Raw genomic sequence first — 17,282 nt, forward strand, 5'->3', positions numbered from 1 at the left:
CCCATGCCTGCCATGTGCGCCCCGGGCTGGTGCACCGGGGCGGATTGGCGCAGGCTGCGACCCATTCCGTAACAGTCCAGCCTACGCGAAAATGCCTGTCTCTCTTCTGCCGCCGGCCGGCAGTACTGGCCGCGCCATCCTGGCGATGATCGGCGCGGTTGCCCTGTTTTCCACCATGAATGCGATGATCAAATCGCTGGCCGGGCATTATCCGCTGGGAGAGATCGTCTTTTTCCGCGCGCTGTTCGCCATGGTGATCCTGTTGCCGGTGATCTGGCGGGCGGGTGGCCTTGCCACCCTGCGCACCGACCGGCCCTGGGGCCATGTGCTGCGCAGCATCATCGGCGTCATCTCCATGACCTGCGGCTTCACGGCCATCAGCCTGCTGCCGCTGGCCAATGCCGCCGCCTTTGCCTTCACCGCCCCGCTCTGGACCACGACGCTGGGCGTGCTGATCCTGGGGGAGAAGGTGCGCTGGCGCCGCGCGCTGGCCTTGATCACCGGTTTCACCGGCGTGCTGATCATGGTGCGCCCCGATGGGGAGCTGCTGCGCCAGATCGCCGCCGGCGGTGAAGCGGCGCTGGGCTGCGCCTTCGCCCTGGCCAGCGCCGCCCTGGCCGCCTGCGCCATGATTTCGGTGCGCCGGCTCTCGGCGACCGAACGCAGTTCCACCATCGTGTTCTATTTCATGCTGACCGGCTGCTTTTATGGCCCGCTGCTGGCCGGTGGCGATTTCCGCCTGCCGACCGGGCATGACACCCTGGTGCTGGTCGCCATCGGTCTGGTCGGTGGGGTTGCCCAGTTGCTGCTGACCACCGCCTATCGCGGGGCACCGGTGGCGGTGATCGCGCCATTCGATTACAGCGCCATGCTGTGGGCCACCAGCTATGGCTTCCTGATCTGGGGGGAGGTGCCGGATTCCCGCGTGATGCTGGGCGCCCTGATCGTGGTATCCAGCGGCATCTATATCACCGTGCGAGAGGCGCGGCTGGGACAGACACCAGCACCCGCCCCGCAATTATTGACCAAGATGGGTTGAGATGAATTATCGCCACGCTTTTCATGCCGGCAATCAGGCCGATGTGATGAAACATGCGGTCCTGGCTTATCTGCTGGATCGCCTGTGCAGCAAGCCGGCGCCCTTCTTCGTGCTGGATAGCCATGCCGGCATCGGTCTCTATGATCTGGACGGGGAGGCGGCCCAGCGCACCGGCGAGGCGGTGCGCGGCATCCGTCGTCTGCTGTCCACGGCCCCTGCCCTGCCCGCAGCCGCCGCCCCCTATCTGGCTCAACTGGCCCGTCTCAATGGCGGGGCGCTGCCGGCGGATGGCACGATCCGGTCTTATCCCGGTTCCCCTGCCCTGGCGCGTGGCCTGATGCGGCCGGGCGACCGGCTGGTGCTGGCGGAACTCCATGCCGAAGATGTGGAAACCCTGCGCGGTCATTTCCGCCAGGATACCCAGGTGGCCGTCCATCATATGGATGGCTGGCTGGCGCTGAAGGCACATCTGCCGCCCAAGGAGCGGCGCGGGCTGGTGGTGATCGACCCGCCCTTCGAGGCGCCGGACGAATATGAACGGATGGTCGCCGCCTTGGCGCTGGCCCATCGTCGCTGGTCGACCGGTATCTATCTGCTCTGGTACCCGATCAAGGACCGGGCCACCATGTGGCGCTTCCACCAGATGCTGGAGGATACCGGCATCCCGAAGATCGCCGCCGCAAACCTGAGCTGGGCGGACGATGATCGCAGCGACCGACTGAACGGTTCCGGCCTGATCATCGTCAATCCCCCCTGGCAGACGGAGGAGGCGCTGGCAGAACTGCTGCCCGCCCTGCACCAGGGGATGGGCGCGGTGCAGGGCGGCACCGCCTGCCACTGGATTCGTGACGAAAACGGCCAGCCCGGTCGGTAATCGAGGGCGTAATACCCATTGCCTTGATCAGAACCGATCGGTTCTGATCAAGGCCCTCAATCGCCGCCGCCAATATACGTTGGCTTGGCTACGCCGCATGTGCGGCGCGACGGCAGTCGCCGCCGTACCAAGTCCCGATGAGTAGAACTCATCGGGACTTGGTATCAGGCGATGCCCGGATTGAAGGAAGGCGGATCGCTGGCCGGAAAGGATTGCTCCGCCGCACGGGTGACCTCGTCCATCTCCCCCTTATCCGTATCCCGGCTGCCACCGTCGGCGACCGCTCCCTGTTTGCGGGCGCCCAGCAGATCATAGGCGGGGCAATAGCCGCTGAGGCCGCGTGCCGCCAGCACGCCGCCGGCAATGCCGGCCAGAATGCTGCCGCGCCGTACCGCCGCAGCCAGCAAAAGACCGCCGGCAAGGGCGGTCAATACCCGTTCTGTCGATCCCAGATTCGGCTGCGGAAGATGATCGCGCAATTGGTGATGAAACATGGTTCGCGTCCTTGATGAGGGGGGGCCGGGCTGGTTTGCGCCCGGTTCCTGCTTTTGGAACGACATCGAATAGTAACGGTTCCCGTGATACGCCATTTCGCGTGAAACCAAACCTTTTGGTCTGCCGTGCGACCTTGCAGCGGCAAGACGCTTCGTTCACAGTAGCCGCCGCTATCCCCGAAAGAGGTGCTTCTCCTGGGGGGTAGTGTTGCAGCGTTTCCAGCGGGGGATTTGATGGTGCAGTTGCGTCACCGGCCGTTCATGGCCGAAATTCAGCGTGCCAAGCGCAACGGCCAGGCCGAGCCGCCAGCGTCCAACGGTACTCAACCCGCCGCACTGCCGCCGCCCATCAATGTCGAATTGGATAATGGCGAGGTACTGGCCGCCATTTCAGCGCTGGGAAACAAGCTGGATCGTTTCCTGTCTGTCGATCACACGCAGATTGAAAAGATCCAGATCGACATTGCCGATATTGCCGGCCGCATCCAGGCCACCAAGGTGGAGATGGCGGCCCTGCGCCATCCGCTGTCCAAGGAAGACAAGTTCCAGGAAGCCAGCGAGCAGCTGGGGGCTGTGGTGCGTGCCACGGAAGAGGCCACCAACCAGATCATGGCCTCCACTGAAGAGATTGAAGATATCGTCAACGAGGTGCGGGCCCAATTGCCGGACGGCTATCAGAGCAGCCGGCTGAAAGATCTCAATGACCTGACCCTGCGCATCTTTGAGGCCTGCAATTTCCAGGATCTGACCGGTCAGCGCATCACCAAGGTGGTGCAAGCGTTGGCCTTCATCGAACAACGCATCGAAGGCATGATCTCGGTCTGGAATCAGAAGGAACTGGAGGCCTTGCCGATGCCGCCCAATCTGGCGCGCCAGGATGCCGGCCTGGACCTGCATGGTCCGGCGGGCGAGAAGGAAAAGGTTTCCCAGGCCGACATCGACGCCTTGTTCGACTGAGGTCAGAGGAAATTCCGACAGGATGCTGATAGTAAAAAAGGCTCGGCGCCAAACGGGACCGAGCCTTTTTTATTATCGGGATTGATGCTCCCTGCCGCCAGGGCCGAGATTACTGTCAATCCGCACTGATGCCGCAACGGGCAGCCAGAATGGCGATCTGGGTTCGGTTGCGCGCCCCCAGCTTCTGCATCATGGCGCGCACATGGACCTTGACGGTCCCTTCCAGAACGCCCAACTGCCGCGCAATTTCCTTATTGGAACATCCCTGCAGCAACAGGCGGAAAATATCACGCTGGCGGTTGGTCAACCGCGCCACGGCAGACCGATCCAGCCCGCCATCGGGCACCTGGATCGGCGATGACTGCGCCACCAGCGGATAGGGAAGCTGCACATAGCCCTCACCACTGAGGGCCAACGCGACCGCCTCCGCCAACACGGCACTGGGATCGCTCTTCAACAGGCAGCACACAGCGCCGGCAGACAGGAAAGTCCGTGCCTCCGCCGGCGTAAAGGCGCCTGCCATCACAATGGCGGGAATACCCGCAAGTGCGGCCAGAAAATCCACCACCCCCACGGTGCGATCATCCGCAAGCCCATCGGCATCCAGCAACACCAGATCGGGACAGGCATCCCCCCGCTCCAACAGGCTCAACGCCTCTGCCGGGGAACCGCATTGCCATGTCTGCGCCCCATCGTGAAGTGACGACAGGGTCAGGGCCAATCCATGGCGCACCAGGGCCTGTGGGTCCACCACAAGGAACCCCCGACGTCGGCGCTGGGATGCGCTGCCAATGTCCGTCGTCACTGTGGGTGCCGCAAACTCCCGCCCCCCGGTCCGGCCCTCACCAGCGGCGGCATTTTCGCCAAAGACAACGCGGAACGGGCTTCCCCGACGTAGGGCCATGGACATCGGGATCTCCTTTTGAATTCCCTTTGATCATCACTCGATGGTGAAAACATATTCATATGGTTTAAGTCTTATCGCAACCATCTTCTAGCGACAGCGATAAAATCTGTTATCATTCTTCAGAGGTCAGCAAGAAATTTCAAAAATATTTTTAATTTCGAAGCAATTTTTATTGTTATTTACTTAAGGGAACACACCCTTTTTAAAGAACTTTTCCTAAAATGCAATATTTTTCGCGGCGCGTATCGGCATCAATGGAGCGAGTTTGTGATGTCTTTAATTCAAACAGGACTCACTTGTGTCCGTAAAACTCTGAAAAAGAGAATTAAAAATGGTGTTTAAGTTAAATAGCAATCCCATCCTGTTGGTGGACCATGATCAGCTGTTCAGCGCGGCCCTGGCGGCCTTGCTGGAGGAAAAGGGTCTGGAGGTAGAACCAGCCCTGCCCTCAATTGAGGCGGCGTTGGAACTGGTGGAAACCGGGCTTGAACCAGCAATGATCATCACGGATCCAGCCGGTTTCTCCCTGGATTCTGAGGGTGACCCGCTACAGCGTCTTCGGGAGCAGCTCCCGGATGTGCGCCTGCTGGTGATCAGTTCTGATATGAGCCAAGAGGCGTTGGGGCGGAGCTTAGCGGCCGGCGCACATGGTCATGTCTCAAAGGGGGCTTCATTCAACGCGGTGCTGCGCGCGGTGCGCCTTGTCCAGCAAGGCCAGGCAGTCTACCCAGCGGTGGCCGCACAGCTGCTGGGACAGGGGCCGGTAAGCGTCAGCGCGGAGAATGCAGCCGCGGGCGGCAATGCCGATCTTTCACCGCGTGAAATGCAAATTCTTGCCTGCGTTCTCGGCGGTCATTCCAATAAGGCGATCGCCCGCCGGCTGGTGATCACGGAATCGACCGTCAAGATGCATTTCAAGAATGCAATGCGGAAGATTAACGCCAGCAACCGCACCCAGGCGGCCATCTGGGCCATGGAACATGGCATAGCCCCCATGGCGTAGGGGACGGCGGATGCCATTTCCTCAGACATAATAATGATGTCGAAACAAAAAGGGGGACCGCCAATGGCAGCCCCCCTTTTTCGCATTGCAGCGTTATCCGTGTCTTTTTTGACGATGGAGGCCGCATTCTTAGAAGAATACAGCCCCCGGTCAAAAGCTTACGGGAAAACGATGACAGCGCGGCGGTTCGACGGCTCACGCACGCCATCGGCGGTCGGGACCAGCAGATCCGTCTCACCCTTGGCTTCCACGGAGATTTCCTTGGACGTCAGCCCCTGGGATGCCAGGTAATCGCGTACGGCTTCGGCGCGGCGCAGCGACAGCTTCTGGTTATAATCGGACGGGCCCGACGTGTCGGCATGGCCGGACACGACAACGCGCACGATCTTGCCAGCCTTCGCATCGCGGGCGACGTTCTGCAGAACCTGCTGAGCGTCGGCAGACAGGGTGGACTTGTCGAAGTCGAAGAACACCGTGAAGTTACGGGTGATCGACGGCGCCGGGGGCGGCGGCGGAGCGGGCTGGGCCGGCGGCGGGGGCGGCGGGGGCGGAGCCACCACGGTGGTGGCCACCGGCGCCGGGGCCGGGGCGGCGCCGAACACGGTGCGAACACCGATCAGCACGCTGTGGGACTTGTAGTCGGCGTCAAAGGCCGGCCGCTCGTTCTTGTACTTCAGCGTGTCCATCGCCAGGAAGCGATAGCCCAGCGTCAGATCCAGGTTGTCGGTGATGGCATACGCGACACCGGCATTCAGCTGATAGGCAAAGCTGTCCGTGTTGCCGTGATTATAGTTGTTGGACGCCAGCAGCGGACCAACAGCGTCGGTCTTCACCCAACCCCAACCGGCACCGGCGCCGACATAGGGGCGCAGCGGGGAGCCGATATCAAACTCCTTCTGGACCACACCCATCATGGTGAAGGCCTTCAGGTTGCCGATCGGCTGACCAGAGCGGCTGGCGGGGCCGCCGGTGATGCCGCTGACTTCATGAACGGTGTAACCACCTTCCAGACCCAGACGCAGCCCTTCACCAAACTGGTAACCCAGTTCGACGACAGAGGACAAAGCATCCTTGGTGGAGACTTCGTTGGTGATGGTGGAAGACTTGAAGTCGCTGTCCTGGAGCCAGTTGACACCGATCTGGGCACCGAAATAGGGGCCCTCAACGGACTTCTGGGCGAAGGCGGCGCTGGGGAGGGCCAAAGCGATCGCCGTCCCCAACAGCAAGTGGCGCAGATTCATCTCTTTATACTCCTCGAAGGCCCTTGGATTGCCGCCCTTCCACGCTGGAACCGGGGGCAGCTTGTTCTGTCTTGGGCAAAAAGATGGCATAGCCACCGTTTATAGCCCAGCCCTCATAGGCTTAACAGAAAATGAAGGAGCAACTCAAGGAGGCAGGGGGCTGGCTAAAGATACTAGCCCTATCGGCTAGGCGCCCCGTTCCCCCTCTTGCTTTTCAGCTATGCCGCAGCGCGAAAGGCATTTAATGCGGCGCGCTGGGCTTCCCCCGCATCCGGATAGGCACAACCATGCAACTGCTGCACGGCTGGGTGGAACGCATGGAACACCACGCCCTCCTCCTCCGCCATGGCCAAACCAAGCGGTTCATCCTCAATCTCAATCAGGTAATCCATCGGCCGATCCATGATCGCCACCTTTCAGCGACAGGCCACAAGCAGTGGCCCATTGACGTTCTCCACCCCGCCGGTGCGGCTTCTAGCAAGATTTTCATGACGTTTTCCATCATGGTTGCGTGACACTGATTGCCATGGAAAATCCTGATCAAAATGGCCTTTCGCCATAGGCAGCAGGCCCATGCGCCCGACGACAAGGAAAAGTGCCCGTGCCACCTCGTGAACAATCAGGTCTTGCATCAGCGGCCCCCACCCCTGTGACGGACGATGACATCGTGCTGGGTCACCCTGCCCCTGGGATTCGTCTGGTTCGGCTGCCCCTTCCCTTCGCGCTCGACCATATCAATGTCTGGCTGCTTGCCGACAAGGACAGCGCAGCGCGTGACGGCTGGACCCTGGTGGATACCGGCATTGCCAGCAACCTGACGCGGGCGCTGTGGGAACAGGTGATCGCCCGCCATATGGACGGGCTGCCGGTCCTGCGACTATTGGTCACGCACTTCCATCCCGATCATGTCGGTTTGGCCGATTGGCTTTGCCAACGGTTTGACATCCCCCTGGCGATGTCCCGCAGCGAATGGCTGCTGGCGCAACTGCACAGCCGACCACCGGCGGCCATGGATCAGCAGATCGCCAACCGCTTCTACATGAGGGCCGGGCTGTCGCCCGAACAGGTGGCGAATTTAACGGCGCGTGTGGGCGCCTATCGGCAGGGTGTTCCAGCCGTACCCGCCATATTCCAGCGGCTGCGTGACGGGCAGATGCTGGATATCGACGGACGCTGTTGGCAAGTGATATGCAGCGGCGGCCATTCCCCCGAACATGTCTGCCTTTTCAACAGCGATGCGCATATTCTCATCGCGGGCGACATGGTGCTGCCACGCATCAGCCCCAATATCAGCGTCTGGCCGGCTGAACCAGCCGCAGACCCGCTCTCGGAATATCTGGCAGGACTGGCGCGGCTTCGCCAGCTTCCTGCCGATACGCTGGTTCTGCCCTCGCATGGGCAGCCCTTCACCGGCCTGCGGGAGCGAATCGACCAGCTGATCAATCATCATCAGGAAAGGCTGACGGAAATCCAGACGGCCTGCTCAGGCCCCGGCTGCAACGTGGCGGACATCACGCAGCTGCTGTTCAGGCGTCCGCTCGACACCCATCAATTAAGCTTCGCGGTAGGGGAGGCCCTGGCCCACCTGAACCATCTGGTTGGCCAGGGCCTTTTGCACCGCAAAGAACAGGCCGGAACACCTGATCTTTTCCAGGTCTGAAGCCTTGGTCGATTATCCCTTCTACCAAGGCATCATGACCGTCACGGCCTATTGAGAAACTGAAAAGCCGGGGCGTGTTTTCCGTCTTCAAAACACGCCCGACAGAGCCAGCAAGACGGGATCAGCCCGCCTTGCCACCATTCTTGGCCGTATCAGCCTTCTTTGCCGCCTCAGGCTTCTTCGCTGGGGGCGTCTTTTTGGCCGGTGCCGCCGCCGGTGTGGCACGGGCTGCCGGGCTGGCCGCCGCCTCCGCCACCAGGGCGCCCTGCATCGGCTTGTCACAACGGGGTTCCTGCGCCAGCCGAACACCCGGCGCATCGGGGCGCAGGCCAGCGCGGAGCGATTCGATATCCGTCGCCATGGCCTTGGCAACCACCGGCACGTGATCGGCGCAGAATACCGGATTGGTCAGCGCGATGGCGCGCTGCGAGGTCTCATTCGCCAGCCGGGTGCGGAACGTGTCGAAAGCACGGTTGGGGTTTCCCTTCACCGTCCGCTTGTAATAGCTGATCAGGTTGCTTTCCCAGACCTTTATCTGCTTTTGATGTTTCAGCGTGAACATCTTGTATTGTGCGAAAAGGCTGGGCTGGCCCTGGACGCTCATTTCCTGACAGGTCAGACCCACAACCATCAGCTCAGTATGCAACCGAATGCCCTGCTCAGCCTCAAACTCATCAGGGGTGTAGCAAGGTGGCTTGGCCTGGACAGGCACGGCGAACATCGCCAGCAGAGCCGCCATCGCGGCAAGACGTTTACGCAGCATGGTTTCTGGGTCCAAGAAGCCGTTATAATCAGAGCCCCGCACGGATCAGCCGCGCAGGCTTTTGCGCGCCGACTGTGCCCCAAGGCAGGCGGTGACCGCAAGAGTCCGCATGGACGCAGCCGACGCAATTTCGGATGAAGCCCGTCCGTGGCTGAACCGCCTTGCTGCTACAGTTTTCAAAATCTGCGCACGCTGAGAACAGCCGGACAGGGAGCGGCGCGGAGAGCAACAAACGCGATGGTGATTTTTTTTGCTCTCAACACGCAGTTCCTCTTTTAATTTCTGACCATTTCGCCCATATCTGGACTATAACTCCTGGCACCACCGTGCGTAACACCTCCCCAAACGATCCCTCGGGCCCAAACGATCCCTCGGGTTCGCCATTAATGGGCAGGCTCAACCGCCGGACACGCCGAGATTTGTGAATCCGCTTAATGACGCATGAGCCTCTCTGGCAACCGAGTGATATCTTGAACGCCGAAACCGAAGGTGATGCGGAGTCCCCGAAGCGTCGGGGACGTATTCCGCAATCTGCTTGGCCGCGAATCCTGGAACGCCACCGGGCAGGCGCCACCCTTTCCGCCATTGCGCGGGAGTTTGACTGCACGCCCAGTGCCATTTCCTACATCGTCCGCAAGGCGGAGGCTGCTGGCCTGACCGCTGACGCTGGCACGGTGGAGGAACAGGCTCCGCCGACACCCGCCGCTGAGGAGGCAACGCCGCCGGAAGCCGCTCGCCCGTCACGCCGTGTGAAAACACAGGCTGAGGTGGTGGAGCCTGCGCCCGCGCCGGTTGCACCGCCCGCCGTACCCGCGGCGGAGGTGACGCCGGTGGCAAAACCGGACCCGGTTTCCACGGCCGAGGTGGAAATTGCCCCGCAGCAGCCGACGGGTGATCGTACCACCGCCCCCAATCGGGAGGCTGGGCCGGGCGAGCTGTTCCAGCATGACAGCGGTCGGCATGAAGCACGTGAAGCCGGGCGTCGTTTTGAAAGCCGCGAGGGTCGTCCGCCACGGGATCGCGATAATCGCGACCGTGATGGACGGGAACGCGACGGGCGGGAACGCGAGCCCCGCGAGCCCCGTTTCGCGGAAAACGGCAATCGTGGTGACCGGAACGAAGGTCGCGGCGCCCCGCAGGAAGGGCGGCGTCCCCAGCAGGGGGTGCCGCGCTTCCCGCAGGGTGGGCAGCGCTTCGCCGGTCGGGATCGCCAGGAAGGTCGGGATACCCGGCCCCCGCGTGATTTCGACCGCCCAGCCCAGGATCGTGGGCAAGATCGTCTGCCGCCGCCGGATGCCAATATCGGTGATCAGCCGGTAGAGGTGGTTTATCCCTATCGTCAGCAGCAGCGCAATCCCGCCCGCCTGGAAGCCCAGGAAACGCCGACAGTGCCGGCGGATGAGCGGATGGACGCGGCCGCCAAGGCCTGTGCCGAAGCCTATCGCGTATGGAAGGCTGGCGAAGGGGATGTGCAGTCCCTGGGTGACGCCATCCATGAATTGCGCAAGGTGATTGCCCGGATGGAGATTGAGGTTTCAGCCAGCCGCAAGGAAGAGCAGCGGCCGATCCCGCTTCCCTCCTACCGTCGCAGCCAGCCGCCGCCGCAGGTTCCCCGCGGCTGATACACGCTAAAACAAAAGGCCCCTGGATCTGGTGATCCAGGGGCCTTTTGTTTTGCCAGTGCGGCCGGTCAGATGCACAGTTTGTGGGGGGTATCTACCCGAACATGAACGGTCGATAACATTCGCGATAAACAAAAAGGGCGGCACCTGGGATGGCGCCGCCCTTTTCTGCATCAGCGATGCCTGCCAGATCCCTCAACGGGTACGGGGCTTGCTGCTGCCTTCGGCCAGTTCGGCCTTCAGTTCACGGATGCGCTTTTCCATCGTATCGCGCAGGCCAGGGGTCGGCTTCGGGCCCAGGGCGGCCAAGGCGGCTTCAAGCTGCAGCAGGGCCTTGCGCTTTTCCACATCATTGCGCTTCAGGGGCTTGTTATCGCTGCGCTGTCCATCCATCGCACGCATGGTGACATTCCTTATTCTTCAAAGCTCGTCTGGAGGAAACGAAAAAGCCCCGGCCAGAGGGCACGGGGCTTTTTTCCGTCCGACCAAATGGCCATCAAGTAAACCATCTGGCACTGCCAAGTCTTCCAAGATATTCCTTGGAAGGAATTGGCGTCCCCAACGGGATTCGAACCCGTGTTACCAACGTGAAAGGCTGGTGTCCTAGGCCTCTAGACGATGGGGACGTCGTCGGTGGGCGGTTAATTAGCCGGGGCAGCCGGGCAGATCAAGCAGTTTTTTTATATTTCGCGCATAACGCCCATGCTTTCTACATGGCGGGGGCTTCACCACCGCCCAAAGGTTCAATCGCTATACCTTTCCAGGGTCCAACCGACACGATGTTCCAAGTCACGGATGATGTTGATGGAGGGCAGCCCCTTCAACACGCGATGAATGGCCGCCAGCTGGGCCAGCGCCACGGCATGGCGCGGGCGGGCACGCAGATATTCCACGCGGAACTTAATGGCGATCTCCAGCCCCTGGGTCAGGTCCGCCTCCCGCGCGCGCAGCAGCCGTTCCTGCCCCTCCTGCTCCAGCAATTTGCGCACGGTGGTCAGCAGCAGGGCGGCGGCCATAGCCACGCCCTGTTCCTCCTCTGTGGGGATATGCGCCATGTCGGGTTCCACCCGCAGCTCAGCGCCGGGGCGTTCCTTGGTTGCCCGTGTCGGCAGCACGCTCAGGCAATCATGCAGGGCGGCATCGGCAAAGGCATTGATGGCGTTCATCACGCGCGCGCGCGCCTCTGACAGCAGGCGCTGCCATTCGGGATCGGCCCCGTCGCGCGTTTCCTCCGCCAGCCCCCGGATCATCAGGCCCGCATCGGACAGCAGCCGGGCGCTGGTCAGCAGCCAGACCCGCCGTCCCATTGCCGCATGGCCTCCCCCCTGACGCCCGATCTCCGCCAAGGTATGGGTCAGGTCAGAGAAGAGCCGGGCAGGGATCAGGCGGGCGGGATTGTCGCTGCCGGTGTTCGACATGTCCTGCGACAGCAGGCGTACCAGCCGCAGCGCCTGGAACGGCTGGTTCAACAGGGCGATCAGGCCGAAGAAGAAATACTCCACCAGCTCGGCGCCAAGATTATGCAGGTTGAGATAGGCCGTGCGCGCCGCGATCACCGCCGCCGGGGTGAAATCCAGGATGCGGGCGGGTGCCGTCACACCCGCCGCCCGCTGGATGCGGGCCAGGGCGGGGGAAAGATGCGCATGAAGGCGCATCAGCAGCCCGATCTCCCGCATATCGGCCAGGGCACGCTCCCCACCCAGCATGGCCGCCAATTCGCCGCGCCGGCCATAGGACCGTTCCGCTTCGCCAAGGATGGTGAGGGTCACATCCCCGGCCGCCAGCACCCCGCGGTCAACGATGGCCGGCAGATCATCCCAGCGCTGTTCGTTCACCGCCTTGGCATATTCCGCATCAATCGCCAGCAAATCGGTACGATGGGGGGAATTGGTCAGCACCCGCCACCAGGGGTTCAGCAACTGGCGCGGGATCGCGGCCTTACGCTTTTGCTCCGGTGGCGGACCATCGAACAGGTAAATCTGAATAGGCGCACAGACAGCGCGCTGAAAGGTGGAAAGCCGGGGCGGCTTCAGTTCCCGCAGGCGGGGCCGCAGACTGTCCAATATCTGCTCATCCGCGGCGTTGCCATGCTCAACCGCGCGCGCGGTTTCTACCGCCCTTGCGACGCGCAGCAGGGCGGCTTCATCCAACCCTTCGAAATGCGCCCGCAGCCGCGACAGTGCCGGCCCGGCCTCTGCCTCAGCCGGCTTTTCTGAACGCTCACGATCCAGCGGCGCGTCGGCCGACTTCATCGTCATGACCAGCCAAGTCCCCCACCCGCGCCGACCGCTCAACCGGGCGATCAGCCTGCCCTGCCCCGACCCGATCTCGGATCAAACGCCATAGGCAGCGCTTACCCCAAAGTATAGGGGCTCACGATCATTTTGTCTGTATCGAACTGCGTCAAGACTATGACAGACGTGCAGCTGGGTTCACCTTGCAACAATGAAGTTCCGATGGCGTTTCCGTTAAAGATTATGACCAGCCGGGGCGGCGTCATCGATCAACAGCTGGACACCATCATTGCCATTCCAGCGATCAGGCCGCAGCGTGCCAGCCAGATGCATAGGCATACCGCCAGACTGCAACAGGGCTACGCCCAGATCACCATCTAAGGCACGGAAAGCAATGGATTTCAACCGGCTGCCATCATTACCGGTCAGGATGCAGCGCACATGGTTGGCCCCCACTACATCGGCCTTTACAATACGCGCATCGGTAATGGCAAAGCGCGGTTCAGAATTGCCAGTGCCATAGGGCGCCAGTTTCTCCAGATGCCGCATCAATTCCGGATTGGCACCGCGAACCGACAGGGCACCGTCCAGGTTCAGGCTGGGCACCAGCGGCCCCAGATCGGAAAGCTGCGCCGCGATGCGGTCACGCAGGAAGACGCGCAAATCGTCCAGCTTCTCCCGCTCCACCGTGAATCCCGCCGCCATGGCGTGGCCGCCACCGGCCACCAGCAGCCCCGCCTGACGCGCGGCAATCACGGCGGAGCCCAGATCGACGCCGCGCACCGACCGGCCGGAAGCCTTGCCCACCATGCCATCCAGCGCCACCACACAGGCCGGCCGGTTGAATTTTTCCTTCAGGCGGGAAGCGACAATGCCAATAACGCCAGGATGCCAGCCCTCCCCCGCCGCCAGCACCAGTTCGGACGAGCCATCCGCCGCTTCCACCTGGGCCATGGCCTCTTCCAGGACGACCGCTTCGATGGCGCGGCGTTCGGCGTTGAATTCGTGCAGCTCGCGGGCCAATTGCGCGGCTTCTGCCGGATCTTCGGTGGACAGGATGCGGGTGCCCAGATCGGCCCGCCCCACCCGCCCACCGGCATTGACGCGCGGCCCGATGATATAGCCGGAGCAATAGGCATCCAGCGCATCCTTCACACTGGCCACATCGGCCAGGGCTGAAATACCGGCATTGCCGCGCTTGCCCATCACCCGCAGCCCCTGGGCCACATAGGCTCGGTTCAGGCCGACCAGCGGCACCACATCGCAGACCGTGCCCAGCGCCACAATATCCAGCCAGCCCATCAGGTCGGGTTCGGCCACGCCATTGGCGTAGAAACCCGATCCCCGCAGCGCCCGATTGATGGCAACGATCAGCAGGAAGGTCACCCCCACCGCCGCCAGGGTGACAAGCGGCCCGCCCGCCGGTTCATCCAGCCGGTTGGGGTTGACCACGGCGGTAACATCGGGCAGGCGCGGTTCGGCCTTATGGTGATCGACGACAATCACCTCCAGCCCCGCTGCCACCGCCCCGTTCAGCGGGTCAAAGCTGGTGACGCCGCAATCGACTGTCACCACCAGCTTCACCCCCTCCTCCTTCAGCCGCAGCAGGGCTGGCAGGTTGGGGCCATAGCCTTCCTCGATCCGGTCGGGGATATAGACGCGCAAGGGCCGCCCCAACGCCCGGAAGAAGCGGTGCAGCAAGGCGGTGGAGGTGGCGCCATCCACGTCATAATCGCCGAAGACGGCCACCTTCTCCCCATCCCGGATGGCGCGGGCCAGCCTTTCGGCGGCCTTGTCCATGTCCTTCAGCACCGACGGGTTGGGCAGGAAGGCGCGCAGGGTGGGCGACAGGAACCGCTCCGCCTCCTCCAGCCCCACCCCGCGCGCCGCCAGCAGCCTTCCCACCAGCTCCGGCAGGCCAAAGCTCTGTGACAGGGCCAGCGCCATACGGTCGTCCGTGCCACGCGCCTTCCAGCGGCGGCCGGTGATGGAGCGTTCAACACCAAGGAAGGCGGGTTCGATCATGGCAACAATCAACAGGCTTCAGGAATGGAAAATCCCTCCCCCGCGGCAGCGGGAGAGGGATCAGCATCATACAACAAACAACAGATCAGCCGATATCAGCGCTTCGGCTCAGGGATCATGCTGGTCTTGGTGCGGAAATTGTGGTGTGCCTCGACATAGCGCACCGTGCCAGACTTGGAGCGCATCACCACCGAATGGGTGATGGCCCCGCCGGCAAAGCGGCGCACACCGCCCAGCATCGGGCCGGTGGTCACGCCGGTGGCGCAGAACATCACGTCACCCTTGGCCAGATCATGCAGGCCGTATTTCTTGTCCAGATCGGTGACGCCCCAGCGCTTGGCACGCTCCCGCTCCGCATCATTGCGGAAAATCAGGCGGCCCTGGAACTGGCCACCAATGCAGCGCAGGGCGGCGGCGGCCAGCACGCCTTCCGGCGCACCGCCGGAACCCATGTACAGGTCGATACCGGCGGCCGGCTGGGCCGTGGCGATCACGCCCGACACGTCGCCATCGCCGATCAGCATGATCCGGGCACCGGCTTCACGCACCTTGGCGATCAGCTCGGAATGGCGCGGGCGGTCCAGGATACAGACCACCAGCTCCGACACGTCGGCGCCCTTGGCCTTGGCCAGATTCTTCAGGTTGTTTTCAACCGTCTCGTCCAGATCGACCACGCCGTCGGGAAGACCACCACCGACGGCGATCTTGTCCATATAAACGTCGGGCGCGTTCAGGAAGCCACCGGCCTCCGCCATGGCGATGACGGCCAGGGCGTTGGGGCCGCCCTTGGCGCAGATGGTCGTGCCTTCCAGCGGGTCCAGCGCGATGTCGATCTTCGGGCCGTTGCCGGTGCCGACCTTTTCCCCGATATAGAGCATCGGGGCTTCGTCGCGCTCACCCTCACCGATCACCACAGTGCCATCGATGGACAGCGCGTTCAGCGCCTGACGCATGGCATCGACGGCAGCCTGATCGGCCAACTTCTCATCGCCGCGGCCCATCAGCAGCGACGCGCTCAATGCGGCGGCCTCCGTGACGCGGACCACTTCCAGCGCCAGGTTCCGGTCCATCACCAGGGAAATGTCGCCCTTGGGATTGCTGCTCATTGTTGGTTCCCCTCCACGAAAACGCCACCGGTCTTGTGCTTGTACGGGCCGGTCAGCGTCAGAAATCCTCGATACGGATCATGCGCGGCGGCTCCAGCACGGCGTCAAGCGCCCCGATGGCGGCCAAGGCACTCTGCATTGCCGCTTCATCGGTTTCGTGCGTCGTCCACACCACGGGCACCGCCTCACCGGGCGAACGGCCACGCTGCAAGAACGCCTCCATCGACACATGCTGGTCGCGCAAGGTGGCGGCAATATCGGCGATCACACCCGGCCGGTCCACCACCATCAAGCGGACATAATAGCGCCCCTGGCGCCGGCTGATCGGCGAGGACACCAGCGGCGCCAACTGTTCCGCCGGCACACCGAAGGTGGGGGTGGAACGGCCACGGGCAATATCCACCAGATCGGCCACCACAGCAGATGCCGTGGGGCCGGCACCAGCGCCACGGCCCACCAGCACCACTTTGTCCACGAAATCGCCATCGGCCACCACGGCGTTGAACACGCCATCCGTGGCCCCGATGGGGCTGTTGGTCGGCACCATACAGGGATGCACACGCTGTTCAATGCCGGCTTCCGTGCGGCGCGCAATGCCCAGCAGGCGGATACGATAGCCCAGTTCCTGGGCGTAATTGATATCAAGGGCGGAGATGTGGCGGATACCCTCCACATGCACCGACTTGAAATCCACCTTGGTGCCAAAGGCCACCGCCGTCAGCACGGCCAGCTTATGCGCCGCATCCACCCCATCGATATCGAAGGAGGGATCGGCCTCCGCATAGCCCAGACGCTGGGCATCGGCCAGCACATCGGCGAAGTCACGGCCGGTGGTCCGCATCTCCGTCAGGATGTAATTGCAGGTACCGTTGAGGATGCCATGCACCTCACGGATATTATTGCCGGCCAGCCCTTCACGCAGCCCCTTGATGGCGGGGATGCCGCCGGCCACCGCCGCCTCGAACGCCAGGGTCAGGCCGGCAGACTCGGCCGCCGTGGCAAGGGCCGAACCGTGATGGGCCAGCAAGGCCTTGTTGGCCGTCACCACATGCTTGCCGGCGGCGATGGCGGCTTCGACGGCGCGCTTGGCGATCCCGTCGGAGCCGCCGATCAGCTCGACAAACACGTCGATCTCGGGATCAACGGCGAGCGCTGCCGCATCCTGGTACCAGCGGACGGACGACAGGTCGACGCCACGGTCCCGCGAGGCATCGCGGGCTGACACGGCGGTCACCTGCAAAGTCCGGCCGGTGCGTTGGGTGAGCAGCTCGCCATGGCTGGCCAGCAGCTTCAACACACCACCACCGACCGTTCCAAGGCCGGCGATACCGATACGCAGGGGTTTGGCAACACTCAT

Annotated in this window: 17 protein-coding genes and 1 tRNA gene; 6 read left to right on the forward strand and 12 right to left on the reverse strand. The window is 62.8% G+C overall.

All coding sequences use genetic code 11. The features are described 5' to 3' along the window. Positions 1–91 precede the first annotated feature (91 nt). Positions 92–1,039 (forward strand): DMT family transporter, encoded by a 948-nt coding sequence (locus PCJ49_RS05570; RefSeq protein ID WP_269910092.1) that lies wholly within the window; start codon positions 92–94, stop codon positions 1,037–1,039. Position 1,040: 1 nt separating this feature from the next. Then, positions 1,041–1,913 (forward strand): 23S rRNA (adenine(2030)-N(6))-methyltransferase RlmJ, encoded by an 873-nt coding sequence (rlmJ, locus tag PCJ49_RS05575; protein WP_269910093.1) that lies wholly within the window; start codon positions 1,041–1,043, stop codon positions 1,911–1,913. 164 nt (positions 1,914–2,077) lie between these two features. On the opposite strand, the gene PCJ49_RS05580 is transcribed toward rlmJ, so the two are convergent. Then, the gene (locus PCJ49_RS05580) at positions 2,078–2,407 is read right to left on the reverse strand and encodes a DUF2892 domain-containing protein (protein ID WP_269910094.1); all 330 of its coding nucleotides are present in this window, start codon (positions 2,405–2,407) and stop codon (positions 2,078–2,080) included. 234 nt (positions 2,408–2,641) lie between these two features. On the opposite strand from PCJ49_RS05580, the gene PCJ49_RS05585 reads away from it, so the two are divergent. After that, positions 2,642–3,364, forward strand: coding sequence for a protein phosphatase CheZ (locus PCJ49_RS05585; protein ID WP_089286591.1), 723 nt, complete (start codon positions 2,642–2,644; stop codon positions 3,362–3,364). Positions 3,365–3,479: 115 nt separating this feature from the next. Here PCJ49_RS05585 and PCJ49_RS05590 read toward each other — a convergent pair whose 3' ends face one another. Continuing rightward, positions 3,480–4,274, reverse strand: coding sequence for a response regulator transcription factor (locus PCJ49_RS05590; protein ID WP_269910095.1), 795 nt, complete (start codon positions 4,272–4,274; stop codon positions 3,480–3,482). A 328-nt stretch (positions 4,275–4,602) separates the two neighbouring features. Between PCJ49_RS05590 and PCJ49_RS05595 the strand changes: the two genes are divergently transcribed. Next, positions 4,603–5,274: a response regulator transcription factor gene (locus PCJ49_RS05595; RefSeq protein ID WP_269910096.1), complete on the forward strand. Its 672-nt coding sequence runs from the start codon at positions 4,603–4,605 to the stop codon at positions 5,272–5,274. Between the two features lie 158 nt (positions 5,275–5,432). Here the strand turns inward: PCJ49_RS05595 and PCJ49_RS05600 are convergent, their stop codons facing one another. The 3 genes from PCJ49_RS05600 to PCJ49_RS05610 all read right to left on the reverse strand — a co-directional run bounded on the left by PCJ49_RS05600 (position 5,433) and on the right by PCJ49_RS05610 (position 7,147). After that, entirely contained in the window at positions 5,433–6,515 is a 1,083-nt protein-coding gene (locus tag PCJ49_RS05600) for an OmpA family protein (RefSeq protein WP_269910097.1), read from the reverse strand. Between the two features lie 218 nt (positions 6,516–6,733). Further along, the gene (locus PCJ49_RS05605; RefSeq protein WP_269910098.1) at positions 6,734–6,919 is read right to left on the reverse strand and encodes a hypothetical protein; all 186 of its coding nucleotides are present in this window, start codon (positions 6,917–6,919) and stop codon (positions 6,734–6,736) included. A 12-nt stretch (positions 6,920–6,931) separates the two neighbouring features. Next, a complete protein-coding gene (locus PCJ49_RS05610) occupies positions 6,932–7,147 on the reverse strand; it encodes a hypothetical protein (RefSeq protein ID WP_269910099.1) in 216 nt (71 codons plus the stop codon). A 17-nt stretch (positions 7,148–7,164) separates the two neighbouring features. Between PCJ49_RS05610 and PCJ49_RS05615 the strand changes: the two genes are divergently transcribed. After that, a complete protein-coding gene (locus PCJ49_RS05615; protein ID WP_269910100.1) occupies positions 7,165–8,175 on the forward strand; it encodes an MBL fold metallo-hydrolase in 1,011 nt (336 codons plus the stop codon). A 121-nt stretch (positions 8,176–8,296) separates the two neighbouring features. On the opposite strand, the gene PCJ49_RS05620 is transcribed toward PCJ49_RS05615, so the two are convergent. Beyond that, positions 8,297–8,938, reverse strand: coding sequence for a hypothetical protein (locus tag PCJ49_RS05620; RefSeq protein ID WP_269910101.1), 642 nt, complete (start codon positions 8,936–8,938; stop codon positions 8,297–8,299). Positions 8,939–9,408: 470 nt separating this feature from the next. Here PCJ49_RS05620 and PCJ49_RS05625 point away from each other — a divergent pair, with 470 nt between their 5' ends. After that, on the forward strand, positions 9,409–10,560 hold the full coding sequence (locus PCJ49_RS05625; protein WP_269910102.1) for a hypothetical protein: 1,152 nt from the start codon (positions 9,409–9,411) through the stop codon (positions 10,558–10,560). 195 nt (positions 10,561–10,755) lie between these two features. Here PCJ49_RS05625 and PCJ49_RS05630 read toward each other — a convergent pair whose 3' ends face one another. From PCJ49_RS05630 to PCJ49_RS05655, 6 genes are all read right to left on the reverse strand, one after another. Further along, on the reverse strand, positions 10,756–10,962 hold the full coding sequence (locus PCJ49_RS05630; protein ID WP_089287810.1) for a hypothetical protein: 207 nt from the start codon (positions 10,960–10,962) through the stop codon (positions 10,756–10,758). 148 nt (positions 10,963–11,110) lie between these two features. After that, positions 11,111–11,186: transfer RNA gene (locus PCJ49_RS05635), tRNA-Glu, on the reverse strand. A 117-nt stretch (positions 11,187–11,303) separates the two neighbouring features. Then, the gene (locus PCJ49_RS05640; protein ID WP_269910103.1) at positions 11,304–12,818 is read right to left on the reverse strand and encodes a hypothetical protein; all 1,515 of its coding nucleotides are present in this window, start codon (positions 12,816–12,818) and stop codon (positions 11,304–11,306) included. A gap of 210 nt (positions 12,819–13,028) precedes the next feature. Further along, entirely contained in the window at positions 13,029–14,819 is a 1,791-nt protein-coding gene (gene recJ / locus PCJ49_RS05645; RefSeq protein ID WP_269910104.1) for a single-stranded-DNA-specific exonuclease RecJ, read from the reverse strand. Between the two features lie 95 nt (positions 14,820–14,914). After that, the gene (gene glpX, locus PCJ49_RS05650; RefSeq protein WP_089288100.1) at positions 14,915–15,889 is read right to left on the reverse strand and encodes a class II fructose-bisphosphatase; all 975 of its coding nucleotides are present in this window, start codon (positions 15,887–15,889) and stop codon (positions 14,915–14,917) included. Between the two features lie 94 nt (positions 15,890–15,983). Next, positions 15,984–17,282 carry a homoserine dehydrogenase gene (locus tag PCJ49_RS05655; RefSeq protein WP_269910105.1) on the reverse strand — a complete coding sequence of 433 codons (1,299 nt, stop codon included), beginning with the start codon at positions 17,280–17,282 and terminating at the stop codon, positions 15,984–15,986.

The organism is Niveispirillum sp. BGYR6 (genome assembly GCF_027568365.1).
Lineage (GTDB): Bacteria > Pseudomonadota > Alphaproteobacteria > Azospirillales > Azospirillaceae > Niveispirillum.

What these genes read in the sequence shown, in the direction of transcription:
- PCJ49_RS05570 (WP_269910092.1), top strand. Translation starts at nt 92, where the DNA reads ATGCCTGTCTCTCTTCTGCCGCCGGCCGGCAGTACTGGCCGCGCCATC.
- PCJ49_RS05585 (WP_089286591.1), top strand. Translation starts at nt 2,642, where the DNA reads ATGGTGCAGTTGCGTCACCGGCCGTTCATGGCCGAAATTCAGCGTGCC.
- PCJ49_RS05620 (WP_269910101.1), bottom strand. Translation starts at nt 8,938, where the DNA reads ATGCTGCGTAAACGTCTTGCCGCGATGGCGGCTCTGCTGGCGATGTTC.
- PCJ49_RS05630 (WP_089287810.1), bottom strand. Translation starts at nt 10,962, where the DNA reads ATGCGTGCGATGGATGGACAGCGCAGCGATAACAAGCCCCTGAAGCGC.
- PCJ49_RS05595 (WP_269910096.1), top strand. Translation starts at nt 4,603, where the DNA reads ATGGTGTTTAAGTTAAATAGCAATCCCATCCTGTTGGTGGACCATGAT.
- recJ (WP_269910104.1), bottom strand. Translation starts at nt 14,819, where the DNA reads ATGATCGAACCCGCCTTCCTTGGTGTTGAACGCTCCATCACCGGCCGC.
- PCJ49_RS05605 (WP_269910098.1), bottom strand. Translation starts at nt 6,919, where the DNA reads ATGGATCGGCCGATGGATTACCTGATTGAGATTGAGGATGAACCGCTT.
- PCJ49_RS05590 (WP_269910095.1), bottom strand. Translation starts at nt 4,274, where the DNA reads ATGTCCATGGCCCTACGTCGGGGAAGCCCGTTCCGCGTTGTCTTTGGC.
- PCJ49_RS05580 (WP_269910094.1), bottom strand. Translation starts at nt 2,407, where the DNA reads ATGTTTCATCACCAATTGCGCGATCATCTTCCGCAGCCGAATCTGGGA.
- PCJ49_RS05640 (WP_269910103.1), bottom strand. Translation starts at nt 12,818, where the DNA reads ATGACGATGAAGTCGGCCGACGCGCCGCTGGATCGTGAGCGTTCAGAA.
- PCJ49_RS05600 (WP_269910097.1), bottom strand. Translation starts at nt 6,515, where the DNA reads ATGAATCTGCGCCACTTGCTGTTGGGGACGGCGATCGCTTTGGCCCTC.
- PCJ49_RS05655 (WP_269910105.1), bottom strand. Translation starts at nt 17,282, where the DNA reads ATGAGTGTTGCCAAACCCCTGCGTATCGGTATCGCCGGCCTTGGAACG.
- rlmJ (WP_269910093.1), top strand. Translation starts at nt 1,041, where the DNA reads ATGAATTATCGCCACGCTTTTCATGCCGGCAATCAGGCCGATGTGATG.
- PCJ49_RS05610 (WP_269910099.1), bottom strand. Translation starts at nt 7,147, where the DNA reads ATGCAAGACCTGATTGTTCACGAGGTGGCACGGGCACTTTTCCTTGTC.
- glpX (WP_089288100.1), bottom strand. Translation starts at nt 15,889, where the DNA reads ATGGACCGGAACCTGGCGCTGGAAGTGGTCCGCGTCACGGAGGCCGCC.